13 protein-coding genes are annotated in these 12288 nt (G+C 70.3%); 6 read left to right on the forward strand and 7 right to left on the reverse strand.

Annotation, left to right across the window (positions count from 1 at the left end; all coding sequences use genetic code 11):
- The first annotated feature begins 26 nt into the window (after positions 1-26).
- The 3 genes from hpt (at position 27) to folE (ending at position 3497) form a co-directional block, all read left to right on the forward strand.
- Positions 27-566, forward strand: coding sequence for a hypoxanthine phosphoribosyltransferase (gene hpt / locus ABD954_RS18795; RefSeq protein ID WP_132917781.1), 540 nt, complete (start codon positions 27-29; stop codon positions 564-566).
- A gap of 189 nt (positions 567-755) precedes the next feature.
- Entirely contained in the window at positions 756-2780 is a 2025-nt protein-coding gene (ftsH, locus tag ABD954_RS18800; protein ID WP_345487196.1) for an ATP-dependent zinc metalloprotease FtsH, read from the forward strand.
- Positions 2781-2891: 111 nt separating this feature from the next.
- Positions 2892-3497, forward strand: a complete 606-nt coding sequence (gene folE, locus ABD954_RS18805) for a GTP cyclohydrolase I FolE (RefSeq protein ID WP_345487197.1) — start codon at positions 2892-2894, stop codon at positions 3495-3497.
- An 85-nt stretch (positions 3498-3582) separates the two neighbouring features.
- Here folE and ABD954_RS18810 read toward each other — a convergent pair whose 3' ends face one another.
- From ABD954_RS18810 to ABD954_RS18835, 6 genes are all read right to left on the reverse strand, one after another.
- Positions 3583-4071, reverse strand: a complete 489-nt coding sequence (locus tag ABD954_RS18810; protein ID WP_345487198.1) for a DUF3180 domain-containing protein — start codon at positions 4069-4071, stop codon at positions 3583-3585.
- A 58-nt stretch (positions 4072-4129) separates the two neighbouring features.
- The gene (folK, locus tag ABD954_RS18815) at positions 4130-4729 is read right to left on the reverse strand and encodes a 2-amino-4-hydroxy-6-hydroxymethyldihydropteridine diphosphokinase (protein ID WP_345487199.1); all 600 of its coding nucleotides are present in this window, start codon (positions 4727-4729) and stop codon (positions 4130-4132) included.
- Positions 4726-5085, reverse strand: coding sequence for a dihydroneopterin aldolase (folB, locus tag ABD954_RS18820; RefSeq protein WP_345487200.1), 360 nt, complete (start codon positions 5083-5085; stop codon positions 4726-4728). The genes folK and folB overlap by 4 nt, the downstream gene beginning before the upstream one ends.
- A 131-nt stretch (positions 5086-5216) precedes the next feature.
- Positions 5217-5615: a nuclear transport factor 2 family protein gene (locus ABD954_RS18825; RefSeq protein WP_382745735.1), complete on the reverse strand. Its 399-nt coding sequence runs from the start codon at positions 5613-5615 to the stop codon at positions 5217-5219.
- A 62-nt stretch (positions 5616-5677) separates the two neighbouring features.
- Positions 5678-6538 carry a dihydropteroate synthase gene (folP, locus tag ABD954_RS18830; protein WP_345487202.1) on the reverse strand — a complete coding sequence of 287 codons (861 nt, stop codon included), beginning with the start codon at positions 6536-6538 and terminating at the stop codon, positions 5678-5680.
- A 38-nt stretch (positions 6539-6576) separates the two neighbouring features.
- Entirely contained in the window at positions 6577-8430 is a 1854-nt protein-coding gene (locus ABD954_RS18835) for a phosphatidylglycerol lysyltransferase domain-containing protein (protein WP_345487203.1), read from the reverse strand.
- A 172-nt stretch (positions 8431-8602) separates the two neighbouring features.
- On the opposite strand from ABD954_RS18835, the gene ABD954_RS18840 reads away from it, so the two are divergent.
- Positions 8603-9715: an alpha/beta hydrolase gene (locus ABD954_RS18840; RefSeq protein WP_345487204.1), complete on the forward strand. Its 1113-nt coding sequence runs from the start codon at positions 8603-8605 to the stop codon at positions 9713-9715.
- On the opposite strand, the gene ABD954_RS18845 is transcribed toward ABD954_RS18840, so the two are convergent.
- On the reverse strand, positions 9702-10739 hold the full coding sequence (locus tag ABD954_RS18845) for an ABC transporter ATP-binding protein (RefSeq protein ID WP_345487205.1): 1038 nt from the start codon (positions 10737-10739) through the stop codon (positions 9702-9704). The genes ABD954_RS18840 and ABD954_RS18845 overlap by 14 nt on opposite strands.
- 182 nt (positions 10740-10921) lie before the next feature.
- On the opposite strand from ABD954_RS18845, the gene ABD954_RS18850 reads away from it, so the two are divergent.
- Both ABD954_RS18850 and ABD954_RS18855 read left to right on the forward strand, forming a co-directional pair.
- On the forward strand, positions 10922-11617 hold the full coding sequence (locus ABD954_RS18850) for an ABC transporter permease (RefSeq protein ID WP_345487206.1): 696 nt from the start codon (positions 10922-10924) through the stop codon (positions 11615-11617).
- Positions 11614-12279: an ABC transporter permease gene (locus ABD954_RS18855; RefSeq protein ID WP_345487207.1), complete on the forward strand. Its 666-nt coding sequence runs from the start codon at positions 11614-11616 to the stop codon at positions 12277-12279. Before ABD954_RS18850 ends, ABD954_RS18855 begins: the two co-directional genes overlap by 4 nt.
- The last annotated feature ends 9 nt before the right edge of the window (positions 12280-12288 follow it).

The raw sequence follows: 12288 nt of genomic DNA on the forward strand, positions 1-12288 counted from the left end.
AAGTGACCCGGGTGAACGAGAAGGACATGGGCACCGACCTCAAGTCGGTGCTCATCACCAAGGAAGAGATCGACGCGAAGCTGGCCGAACTGGCCGCGAAGATCGACGCGGAGTACGCGGGCAAGGACCTGCTCATCGTCGGCGTCCTCAAGGGAGCCGTGATGGTGATGGCGGACCTGGCACGCGCCCTGTCCACCCCCGTCACCATGGACTGGATGGCTGTCTCCTCCTACGGAGCCGGCACCCAGTCCTCCGGCGTCGTCCGCATCCTCAAGGACCTCGACACCGACATCAAGGGCAAGCACGTCCTGATCGTCGAGGACATCATCGACTCGGGCCTGACCCTCTCCTGGCTCCTGTCCAACCTCGGCTCCCGCGAGCCGGCCTCCCTGGAGGTCTGCACCCTCCTGCGCAAGCCGGACGCCGCCAAGGTCGCCATCGACGTCAAGTGGATCGGCTTCGACATCCCCAACGAGTTCGTCGTCGGCTACGGCCTCGACTACGCCGAGAAGTACCGCAATCTCCCGTTCGTCGGCACCCTCGCCCCCCACGTCTACGGCGGCTGAGGGCCCGCACCCCATGGGAACCCGCACCGCCGTCCCACCGTTGAAGCAAAGGAAGACGGCCGCGGGTGACAATGCTGGGGTACCGTCCGAAGAACAGCTTTTTCATACCGCAGCTCCAAACAACAGCAGCTACTCAGCAGCATTCACCTACGGGCAGGAGGGACGGGGCGTCGAGCACGCCCCGTATGGATGGACGTGAAGCGATACTTCCGCGGGCCGGTCATGTGGATCGTGCTGGCCGTCCTCGCCGTGGTCGTGCTGATGCAGGTCGTCGGCTCGTCCGAGGGCTACAAGACGGTGGACACCGGCAAGGTCGTCCAGGCGATCGACAAGAACCAGGTCAAAAGCGCAAAGCTCACCACCGGTGACGAGCAGATCGTCAAGATCGAGCTCGCCGACGGCCAGAAGATCGACAAGAGCAGCAAGGTCCAGGCCAGCTACATCGGCACCCAGGGCGCCGACCTGGCCGACAAGCTCCAGGAGAAGTTCGAAGCCGGACAGATCGAGGGCGGTTACACCGTCTCCCCGACGAAGCAGTCCCCCTTCGTCTCGGTCCTCCTCTCCCTGCTGCCCTTCGTCCTCATCGTGGTCGTCTTCCTCTTCCTGATGAACCAGATGCAGGGCGGCGGCTCCCGCGTCATGAACTTCGGGAAGTCCAAGGCCAAGCTCATCACCAAGGACACCCCCAAGACGACCTTCGCCGACGTCGCGGGATCCGACGAGGCGGTCGAGGAACTCCAGGAGATCAAGGAATTCCTCCAGGAACCCGCCAAGTTCCAGGCCGTCGGCGCCAAGATCCCCAAGGGCGTGCTGCTCTACGGCCCGCCCGGCACCGGCAAGACCCTCCTCGCCCGCGCCGTCGCCGGCGAGGCCGGAGTCCCGTTCTACTCGATCTCCGGCTCCGACTTCGTCGAGATGTTCGTCGGCGTCGGCGCCTCCCGCGTCCGCGACCTCTTCGAGCAGGCCAAGGCCAACGCACCCGCGATCGTCTTCGTCGACGAGATCGACGCCGTCGGCCGCCACCGCGGCGCCGGCCTCGGCGGCGGACACGACGAGCGTGAGCAGACCCTCAACCAGCTCCTCGTCGAGATGGACGGCTTCGACGTGAAGGGCGGCGTCATCCTCATCGCCGCCACCAACCGGCCCGACATCCTCGACCCCGCCCTCCTGCGCCCCGGCCGCTTCGACCGGCAGATCGCCGTCGACCGCCCCGACATGCAGGGCCGACTGGAGATCCTCAAGGTCCACCAGAAGGGCAAGCCCGTCGCCCCCGACGTCGACCTGGGAGCCGTCGCCCGCCGCACCCCCGGCTTCACCGGCGCCGACCTCTCCAACGTCCTCAACGAGGCGGCCCTCCTGACCGCCCGCTCGGACAAGAAGCTGATCGACAACAAGGCGCTCGACGAGGCCATCGACCGCGTGGTCGCCGGCCCCCAGAAGCGCACCCGGATCATGTCGGACAAGGAAAAGAAGATCACCGCCTACCACGAGGGCGGCCACGCCCTCGTCGCGGCGGCCTCACCCAACTCCGACCCGGTCCACAAGATCACCATCCTGTCCCGCGGCCGCGCCCTGGGCTACACCATGGTCCTCCCCGAAGAGGACAAGTACTCGACCACCCGCAACGAGATGCTCGACCAGCTGGCCTACATGCTGGGCGGCCGCGCCGCCGAGGAACTGGTCTTCCACGACCCGACCACCGGCGCCGCCAACGACATCGAGAAGGCCACCGCCACGGCCCGCGCGATGGTCACCCAGTACGGCATGACCGAGCGACTCGGCGCCATCAAGTTCGGCGGCGACAACACCGAGCCCTTCCTCGGCCGCGAGATGGCACACCAGCGCGACTACTCCGAGGAAGTCGCCGCGCTGGTCGACGAAGAGGTCAAGAAGCTCATCGAGACCGCCCACAACGAAGCGTGGGAGATCCTCGTCGAGAACCGCGACGTCCTCGACAACCTCGTCCTCGCGCTGCTGGAGAAGGAGACGCTGGGCAAGGAGGAGATCGCGGAGATCTTCGCCCCCATCGTCAAGCGCCCGGCCCGCCCGGCCTGGACCGGCTCCTCCCGCCGCACCCCCTCCACCCGCCCGCCCGTCCTCTCCCCCAAGGAGCTGGCCCTGACCAACAGCGCCAACGGCTCCTCCTCCACGACCCCCTCGGTGGACACCACCAAGCCCATCGAGGTGGCCCCCGAGGACACCCCGGAGTCCTGAGCTCCGTAAACCCGGCGACGGGCCCGGAATGGAAGCCGCGCCCCCACAGGTTCTAGCCTGTGGGGGCGCGGCTTTTTTCGCGCCATGTCAGACAGACGGAACGAGGCACACATGACCGACCCGGTGACGCTGGACGGCGAGGGCACGATCGGCGAGTTCGACGAGAAGCGCGCCGAGAACGCCGTACGGGAGCTCCTCATCGCGGTCGGGGAGGACCCGGACCGCGAGGGGCTGCGCGAAACGCCGGCGCGGGTGGCGCGGGCGTACAGGGAGTTGTTCGCGGGGCTCTGGCAGAAGCCGGAGGATGTCCTGACGACGACGTTCGACCTGGGGCACGACGAAATGGTGCTCGTGAAGGACATCGAACTGACCAGTATGTGTGAGCATCATTTGTTGGTATTCCATGGCGTGGCTCACATTGGTTACATCCCGGCTGAAACGGGCAAAATCACCGGTCTGTCGAAGCTGGCCCGCTTGGTCGATGTCTTCGCGCGTCGTCCGCAGGTGCAGGAGCGGCTGACGACGCAGATCGCCGATTCGCTGATGGAGGTCCTCGAGGCGCGTGGCGCGATCGTCGTGATCGAGGCGGAGCACATGTGCATGTCGCTGCGCGGCATCCGGAAGCCGGGCGCGAAGACGACGACCTCGGCGGTTCGTGGCCAACTTCGTGACGCTACTACACGAGCTGAGGCCATGTCCCTGATATTGGCCCGTTAGTAGAGGGCTGTCCGCACCCGACGTTCCTGGTGAAGGGGCACCTCGTACGGGAGCCCTGGTAGCGCGGGAACGCGGAAAGGGGCGGTCAGGCGGCCGGGGCGGGGCCGCTGCCGGTGTCGTCGCCGTCTTCCGGGAGCTTGCAGACGTGCTCCAGGAAGAGGGCGGCGGCGATGACGCCGATGGCCGTGAGGACCGAGAAGCCGGCGTAGAGGGCCTGGTCGCGGCGGGCGGGGACGTCGAGGGAGGCGAGGAGGAAGACGCCGGTGCCGCCGTACATGCCGGCGACGAGGGCGGCGACGAGGGCGCTGGCCTGGCCGAAGACGACGGCGCGGGCGGCCATGAGGGGCTCGACGCCCTTGGCGCCGGGACGGCGCTCGCGCTGGGCCCTGAGGCGGGCGCGCAGCGAGAGGGCCGTGGCGGTGAGGACGACGGCGATGGCGGCGAGGACGATGGGGGCGGCGAGCGGCACGCTGGGGAGCGTGCCGACGGAGTCCCAGAGGCGGGCGGCGCCCCAGGAGAGGATGCCGGCCGCGACGAAGAGTCCGGCGAGCACTTTGAGCCGCAGTTGTTTCACCGGGTGCCCTTCGTGTGGTCCGTGCGCCTGTCCGTGGTGTCTGTCAGGAGCGTAACGACTACTCGGGGAGTCGGAGTTCCAGGTCGGTGCGCGGCGTGACGCCTTCGTGGCCGACGGTGGCGAGGAGCTGCGTGACGGGTCCGTGTCCGGGGAGCTGGGCCTCGGGGTCCACGTCGTGCCAGGGGGCGAGCACGAAGGCGCGCTGGTGGGCGCGGGGGTGGGGGAGGGTGAGGAGGGGGTCGTCGGAGGTCACGTCGGCGTACGTGATGATGTCGACGTCGAGGGTGCGGGCCCCCCAGCGCTCTTCGCGGACCCGGTGGAAGGCTTCTTCGACGGCGTGTGCGCGTTCGAGGAGGGAGGAGGGGGGGAGCGTGGTCTTCACGAGGACGACGGCGTTGAGGTACGAGGGCTGGGTGCCCGGATCGACGCCCCAGGGCTCGGTCTCGTAGACGGGGGAGACGGCTTTGACGCGGAGGCCGGGGGTGTCCTCGAGCGCGTCGACGGTGCCCTGGAGGGTTTCCAGGCGGTTGCCGAGGTTGGCGCCGAGGGCGAGGACGGCCCATTTCGGGTTGGAGAGGGTGATGTCGGCCGCGTCGACGGCGGCGGTCACCGCGGCCGGTACGGGCTGCACGGTGGGGTCGCTGTGCGGGGGCTTCATGCGCGGCTCCGGGTGATGGTGATGGTGACGTCGTCGAAGGGGACGGTGATCGGTGCGTCCGGCTTGTGGACGACGACTTCGACCTCCTGGACGCCGGCGTGCTTGAGGCACTGCTGGGCGATGCGTTCGGCGAGGGTTTCGATGAGGTCGACGGGCTCGCCCTGGACGACGTCGACGACCTCTTCGGCGACGATGCCGTAGTGGACGGTCTTCGTCAGGTCGTCGTCGGCGGCGGCGGGGCGGGTGTCGAGGCCGAGGGTGAGGTCGACGATGAAGGTCTGGCCCTCTTCGCGTTCCTTGGGGAAGACGCCGTGGTGTCCTCGGGCCTTGAGGCCGCGCAGCGCGACACGATCCACGCGAATCACTCCTGCTGTCGTAGGTCGGTGGCCACGCAGCCGGGTGCGGACGGCCGGGTGTCCACCATCGAATCTACCTGCGGGTGCTGACAGCCGGGGCGGCGCCTCTGGTGGGAGGCGGGGCGGGGGGCTCAGGAGTCGGTGTCGGGGGCGTTGTCGTCGTCGGTGTCGGGCAGGACGGGGGAGCCGTGGTGGGACCAGATGCGCCAGCCCTCTGACGTGCGGCGGAAGACGTTGGTGGCGACGACGAGCTCGCCGAGGAGGGGTCCGAGTTCGGCGCCGTCCTCGGCGGGGCCGCCGCTGAGGATGTTCTCGGTGCACGTGACGATGGCCACGTCGCCGGCGAGGGAGATCTCGATGTCGGTGAGGAAGAACTGGATGTAATCGGTGTTCGCCATGATCAGGGCGTACGAGCGGAGGACTTCGCCGCGGCCGGTGAGGACGGGCCAGCCGGGGTGGACGCAGGAGACCGGGGCGGCGGGGTCGTCGAGCCAGAGGTCGGTGACGGTGTCGAAGTCGCCTTGTTCCATCGCTTCGTAGAAGGCGGTGTTGGTGGCTTCGACGGCGGTGCGGTCGGCCTCGGTGGCGGGGGTCACCTGGCTCCTTCGACGGCTCTTGCGACGCGTACGGCGTCGGCGGTGGCGCGGACCTCGTGGACGCGGACGGCCCAAGCGCCTTCGTGGGCGGCGATGGCGGAGACGGCGGCGGTGGCGGCGTCGCGTTCGCGGGCGGGGGGTGGGGTGGCGCCGTCGTGGGCGAGGACGTGGCCGAGGAAGCGTTTGCGCGAGGCGGCGACGAGGAGGGGGCGGCCGAGGGCGCGGAGCTCGGGGAGGTGCGCGACGAGGGCGAGGTCGTGGGGGGCGAGCTTGGCGAAGCCGAGGCCGGGGTCGACGATCAGGCGTTCGGGGGCGATGCCGCCGTCGATGACGGCTTCCATGCGGGTGCGGAGTTCGGTGACGACTTCGTGGACGACGTCGTCGTAGACGGCGAGGCTGTTCATGTCCTTGCTGAAGCCGCGCCAGTGCATGACGACGAAGGGGACTTCGGCGGCGGCGACGACGGGGACCATGGCGGGGTCGGCGAGGCCGCCGCTGACGTCGTTGACGAGGCGGGCGCCGGCGTCGACGGCGCGGGCGGCGACGCCGGCGCGCATGGTGTCGACGGAGACGGTGACGCCTTCGGCGGCGAGGCCGCGGACGACGGGGATGACGCGGCGGAGTTCTTCGTCCTCGTCGACGCGGCTGGCGCCGGGGCGGGTGGATTCGCCGCCGACGTCGACGAGGTCGGCGCCTTGGGCGACGAGGTCGAGGCCGTGTTTGACGGCGGCCGTGGTGTCGAACCAGCGGCCGCCGTCGGAGAAGGAGTCGGGGGTCACGTTGACCACGCCCATGACCGCGCAGCGGTTCCACTCCGGCAGGCCGAGTGGCGTGCCCCGGTCGATCGTCGTACTCATGCGTCCAGCGTAGGGCCTGCTCGGGGGGCGGGGCGGGGTCAGGCGGCGCGGACCTCGTGTTCGGTCTGGGTGGGGACGATGTGGGCGCAGGGGCGGGGGGCGGTGGTGCGGGTGCGGCGGGTGAGGCGGGCGAGGGGGCTGGGGAGGCTGAGGTTCACGAAGCCCTCGGCCTGCATGGCGGCGAAGCCGATGCGGGGGAGGTCGCGGCTTTTGCGGTAGACGACGAAGCGGGGCTCCCAGCGGGGCTGGAACTTGGCGTTGAACTTGTAGAGGGATTCGATCTGGAACCAGCGGGAGAGGAAGACGAGCAGTCCGCGCCAGAGGCGCAGGACGGGGCCGGCGCCGATCTTCTCGCCGCGGGCGAGGGCGGCTCGGAACATGGCGAAGTTGAGGGAGACGTGCTTGATGCCGAGGCGGGGGGCGTTCTGGAGGGCGGCGACGATGAGGAGCTCGTTCATGCCGGGGTCGGCGGAGCGGTCGCGGCGCATGAGTTCGAGGGACATGCCGTCGGGGCCCCAGGGGACGAAGTGGATGATCGCCTTCAGGTCGCCGTAGGGGGTGCCGGGGGTGTCGGGGTCGTCCTCTTTGTGGGCGGTCGCTATGACCGCCTCGCCGTCGCCGGGGTCGCCGATGCGGCCGAGGGCCATGGAGAAGCCGCGTTCGGTGTCGGTGCCGCGCCAGTCGTCGGCGGCGCGGCGGATGCGGTCGAGTTCGGCGTCGCTGAGGTCGGCGACGCGGCGGACCTTGGTGGTGTAGCCGTTGCGTTCGATGCGCTTGACCATCTGGCGTACGTTGCGCATGGCGCGGCCGGAGAGGGAGAAGTCGGCGACGTCGACGATGGCCTCGTCGCCGAGTTCGAGGGCGTCGAGTCCGGTCTCGCGGGTCCAGACGTGGCCGCCGGTCTCGGAGCAGCCCATGACGGCGGGGGTCCAGGAGTGGGCCTTGGCTTCGTCCATGAAGCGTTCGATGGCGCCGGGCCAGGCTTCGACGTCGCCGATGGGGTCGCCGCTGGCGAGCATGACGCCGGAGACGACGCGGTAGCAGACGGCGGCCTTGCCGCTGGGGGAGAAGACGACGCCCTTGTCGCGGCGGAGGGCGAAGTGGCCGAGTGAGTCGCGGGCGCCGTGCTTGTCGAGGAGGGCGCGGAGCTTGGTCTCGTCGTCCTCGGTGAGGCGGGCGGCGGGGTGCTCGGGGCGGAAGGCGAGGTAGATGGTGGTCAGCGCGGTGAGCATGCCGAGGGCGCCGAGGGAGTAGCCGACGGTCCAGTCGACGCCGCGGGTGTAGGCGACCGGGCCTTCGAAGCCGAACAGGCCGTAGAGGACGTGCTCGAGGCGGTCGGTGAGGCTGGGGCTGCCGACGATGCGGCGGGGGTGGGCGCTGACGATGACGAGGCCGAGGGCGATGGATCCGGCGCCCATGACGACGAAGTTGGCGAGGGCGCGCCAGCGGCTGCGGGGGTCGGGCAGGGCGGCGAACTCGTCGCGGTGGCGGACGAGGAGGGCCAGGAGGGCGAGGGAGAGCAGGGCGCCGGCCAGGGAGTGGCGCCAGACGAACTGGGCGACGGCGCCGAGGGGGAGGAGGACGACGGCGGCGCGCCAGGCGCGGCGCTTGTTGCGCTTGAGGCCGTGGGCGAGCAGGAGCAGCAGGACGCCGGCGCTGAGGGAGAGGGCCGCGGAGAGCGGTCCGAGGGTGCCGGGGAGGACTTCGGCGAGGGCGTGCATGCGGCTGGCGCGGAAGCGCGGGAAGACGCCGGCGGCGATGTCGATCAGGCCGATGAGCGTGCAGGCGGTTCCGACGAGGGCGGGGACCTTTTCGGGTCGGGGGCCGCGCAGAATCCGGCGTACGCGATCCGGAACCGATCGAGATTTGTCCCCATCTACCGTGACAGACATCGTTTCCCGTGCTTCCCGTGGCTTCGCGAGAGATCGTTGATCCGGCGGGCCGCGCTGGTCGGGCGGGCGTGCCGGAGGTTTGCGCCTTCTAGGACGGAGGAGCGATGGGGCGGGTTCACTCGCCGTCAGGGAAATTTTCAGGGAAAAATCAGGAAGAAAGCTCGGACGTCTCATGGGTCTCACCAGCAACAAGGTCCTCGCCCTGGCGGTAGCGCTGGCCGTGGTGTTCTTCGTCGCCACGATCTGGCTGTGGCCGCGGCTCGCGCGTGGCGGCTGGAAGTCCGTCCTGGGGCGGGTCGGGCTGCTGCTCGCCACCCAGCTGACGCTGTTCGCCTCGGTGGGGCTCGCGGCGAACAACTCGTTCCTGTTCTACGGCTCCTGGGCCGACCTGTTCGGTCAGGAGCAGGACATGGGCGTGGTGGTGGACCACTCGGCCGGCTCCAGGGACGTGAAGGTCGTCGGTACGCAGGCGCTGGACGTGCCGGGCGGGAGCCGGCCGGCGGTCGGCGGGCAGATACAGAAGGTGGTCATCGCGGGCGAGAAGTCGAAGATCGACTCGCCGGCGTACGTGTACCTGCCGCCGGAGTACTTCCAGGGGCGGTACGCGAAGTCCACGTTCCCGGCGTCGGTGGTGCTGACCGGCTACCCGGGTACGGCGGAGAACCTGCTGAAGGGCCTGAAGTACCCGAAGACGGCGTACCAGCAGGTCAAGGACAAGAAGATGCAGCCGATGATCCTGGTGATGCTGCGTCCGACGGTGGCGCCGCCGCGGGACACCGAGTGCGTGGACATCCCGGGCGGGCCGCAGACGGAGACGTTCTTCGCCGAGGACCTGCCGAAGGCCATCTCGGAGACGTACCGAGTGGGGACGAAGCCGCGGAACTGGGGCTTCATGGGGAACTCGACCGGCGGTTACTGCGCTCTGAAGATCGCGCTGCACCACCCGGACCGGTTCGCGGCGGGTGCGGGGTTCTCGGCGTACTACAAGGCGGCCGAGGACGTGACGACCGGTGATCTGTTCCACGGGAAAAAGGAGCTGCGCAAGCGTGCGGACCTGCTGTGGAGCCTGGACAACCGGCCGCAGGGGAAGTCGTCGTTCCTGGTGACGACGTCGAAGAAGGGCGAGGGCAACCTGAAGGGGACGCTCGCCTTCATCAAGAAGGTGAAGGCCCCGGCGCGGGTCTCGTCCATCACGCTGGACAGCGGGGGCCACAACTTCAACACCTGGAACCGGGAGATCCCGCCGGGTCTGGTGTGGATGAGCGGGCGCCTCAGCGCGAGCTGACCGACTGGGGTGCCCTGCGCAGGGCGCGGTGGACGCCTGCGGTGGTGAGGGTGCCGAGTACGCGGCCGGGGTCGTCGGGGGCGTGCACGGCGATGCGTCCGGAGTCGTGCTGGAGGAGGACGGCGAGGGCGTCCTTGAGGGAGGCACCGAGGGGAACGGCGGCCGCGGCCGGGCCGGCGCCCAGCGGGTCCCGGCCGGCCTGTGGGTCCTGCGGTGCCTGCGGGCCGTGTGGGTCCTGCGGTGCCTGCGGGTCCTCCAGGTCGGCCTCGGTGACGGGGGTGACGGCGAGTCGCCTCAGGCCGCGGTCGGCGCCGACGAAATCGGCGACGTACGGGGTGGCGGGGGCGGCGAGCACGGTGGCGGGGGTGTCGAACTGCTCGATGCGGCCCTGGCCGTAGACGGCGATCCGGTCGCCGAGCCGGACCGCTTCCTCCAGGTCGTGGGTGACGAGCAGCACCGTCTTGCGGACGGTGGCCTGCAGGCTCAGGAACTCGGTCTGGAGCCGTTCCCGGACGACCGGGTCGACGGCGCCGAAGGGCTCGTCCATGAGGAGCACGGGCGGGTCGGCGGCGAGGGCGCGGGCCACGCCGACGCGCTGGCGCTGGCCGCCGGAGAGCTGTGCGGGGTAGCGGTGGCCGTACGTGCCGGGGTCGAGGCCGACCAGGTCGAGGAGCTCGGCGGCGCGCTCGCGGGCCCGGGCCTTCTTCCAGCCGAGCAGGGCGGGGACGGTGGCCGTGTTGTCGAGGACGGTGCGGTGCGGGAAGAGGCCGACCTGCTGGATGACGTAGCCGATGGTGCGGCGCAGGCGGACGGGGTCGAGGGCGCAGACGTCCTCGCCGCCGATCAGGATCCGCCCCTCGGTGGGCTCGACGAGCCGGTTCACCATCTTCATCGTGGTGGTCTTGCCGCAGCCGGACGGGCCGACGAGCGTGACCAGTTCGCCTTCGGCGACCTCGAAGGAGAGGTCGTCCACCGCGGTGGTGCCGTCCTCGTACCGCTTGGTCACGTGCTCGAACCGGATCATGGTTCCCCATTCTGACCCCTCGCGGCCGGGTCTGTGTGAAGGAAGTATTTCCACATCGTGGCGCTTCTGGGGGATTCCCGGCGGACTGTCGGTGGCGGGAGTTAGGGTCGCCAGACAGACGTTCGATCTTCGGTCCGGGTCTTCCGCCCGGTGAGAAGGGCGCGTGGTGACGGGGGGTGGACATGGCCGCGGCGGACTGCCTGGTGGCGAACGACTGGATCTGCGGTGCGTATCTGCGCAGCCGCGCCCAGGAGTTGACGGACGCCACCCTCCAGCACGTCGGCATCACCGCCGTGTCGGTGCTGCTCGGCCTCGCCGTGGCCTTTCCCCTCGCGCTGCTCGTGCGGGCCAGACCGCGCCTCGCCGGGCCCGTGCTCGGACTCACCACCCTGCTCTACACGATCCCGTCCCTCGCGATGTTCTCGCTGCTGCTGCCCTTCCTCGGACTGTCCTCGGCGCTCGTGGTGACCGGGCTCGTGCTGTATTCGCTGACCATCCTCGTGCGGGGCGTCCTCGCCGGGCTCGCGGCCGTGCCCGCCGAGACGCGGGAGGCCGCCCGCGGCATGGGGTACGGGCCGGGCCGGCTGCTCTGGGAGGTCGAACTCCCCCTCGCGCTGCCCGCGCTGATGGCCGGCATACGGATGGCGACGGTCTCCACGATCGCGCTCACCACGGTCGGCTCCATCGTCGGCCGCGGCGGCCTCGGCAACCTCATCGAGGACGCGCTGCCCACCTTCTTCAAGGCCCAGGTGCTCGCCGCCTCCGTGCTGTGCGTGCTGCTCGCCGTCACCGCCGACCTGCTGCTGCTCGGCCTCCAGCGGCTCCTCACCCCCTGGACGCGGCCGCGGGCCCGGCGCACGGCGGGGAGGCCGGGATGACGGTCGTCGCGGACGCGTGGAGCTGGCTGAGCACCGGCGCGAACTGGTCGGGCGAGAGCGGCATCGCCCACCGGCTCGCCGAGCACCTGTACGTGAGCGGGACCGCCCTGCTGCTGGCCTGCGCCCTCGCCCTTCCCCTGGGCCTGTGGCTCGGGCACCTGGGCCGGGGCGGCGCCCTCGCCGTCAACGTCTCCAACGCGGGCCGGGCCGTCCCCGTCTTCGCCGTCCTCGGCCTGTTCATGGTCTCGCCGCTGCGCAACGCGGGGTACGTGCCGACGGTGGCCGCGCTCGTGCTGTTCGCGATACCCCCGCTGCTCACTCACGCCTATGTGGGCGTACGGGAGGTGGACCGCGCCGTCGTGGAGGCCGCGCGCGGCATGGGCATGTCCGGCGGCCAGCTCTTCCGCGCGGTGGAACTTCCGCTCGCCCGGCCGATGCTGATGACGGGTCTGCGGTCGGCGGCCGTGCAGGTGATCGCCACGGCGACGATCGCCGCCATGGTCGGCCAGGGCGGCCTGGGCCGGATCATCACCGCCGGATTCAACACGTACGACACCCCGCGGGTGGTCGCCGGCGCCGTGCTCGTGGCTCTGCTGGCGCTCCTCGTGGAGGTGCTGCTGGTGGCCGCGGACCGGCTCCTCGGCCGGGGCGCCCCGCGGTGAGCAAGGACA

Source organism: Streptomyces roseoviridis (assembly GCF_039535235.1).
Lineage (GTDB): Bacteria > Actinomycetota > Actinomycetes > Streptomycetales > Streptomycetaceae > Streptomyces > Streptomyces roseoviridis.

Bases quoted from the DNA above. Each gene is read 5' to 3' on its own strand.
- hpt (WP_132917781.1), top strand. From the start codon at position 27: ATGGGCACCGACCTCAAGTCGGTGCTCATCACCAAGGAAGAGATCGAC.
- ftsH (WP_345487196.1), top strand. From the start codon at position 756: ATGGACGTGAAGCGATACTTCCGCGGGCCGGTCATGTGGATCGTGCTG.
- folE (WP_345487197.1), top strand. From the start codon at position 2,892: ATGACCGACCCGGTGACGCTGGACGGCGAGGGCACGATCGGCGAGTTC.
- folK (WP_345487199.1), bottom strand. From the start codon at position 4,729: ATGAAGCCCCCGCACAGCGACCCCACCGTGCAGCCCGTACCGGCCGCG.
- ABD954_RS18825 (WP_382745735.1), bottom strand. From the start codon at position 5,615: ATGGAACAAGGCGACTTCGACACCGTCACCGACCTCTGGCTCGACGAC.
- folP (WP_345487202.1), bottom strand. From the start codon at position 6,538: ATGAGTACGACGATCGACCGGGGCACGCCACTCGGCCTGCCGGAGTGG.
- ABD954_RS18835 (WP_345487203.1), bottom strand. From the start codon at position 8,430: ATGTCTGTCACGGTAGATGGGGACAAATCTCGATCGGTTCCGGATCGC.
- ABD954_RS18840 (WP_345487204.1), top strand. From the start codon at position 8,603: ATGGGTCTCACCAGCAACAAGGTCCTCGCCCTGGCGGTAGCGCTGGCC.
- ABD954_RS18845 (WP_345487205.1), bottom strand. From the start codon at position 10,739: ATGATCCGGTTCGAGCACGTGACCAAGCGGTACGAGGACGGCACCACC.
- ABD954_RS18850 (WP_345487206.1), top strand. From the start codon at position 10,922: ATGGCCGCGGCGGACTGCCTGGTGGCGAACGACTGGATCTGCGGTGCG.
- ABD954_RS18855 (WP_345487207.1), top strand. From the start codon at position 11,614: ATGACGGTCGTCGCGGACGCGTGGAGCTGGCTGAGCACCGGCGCGAAC.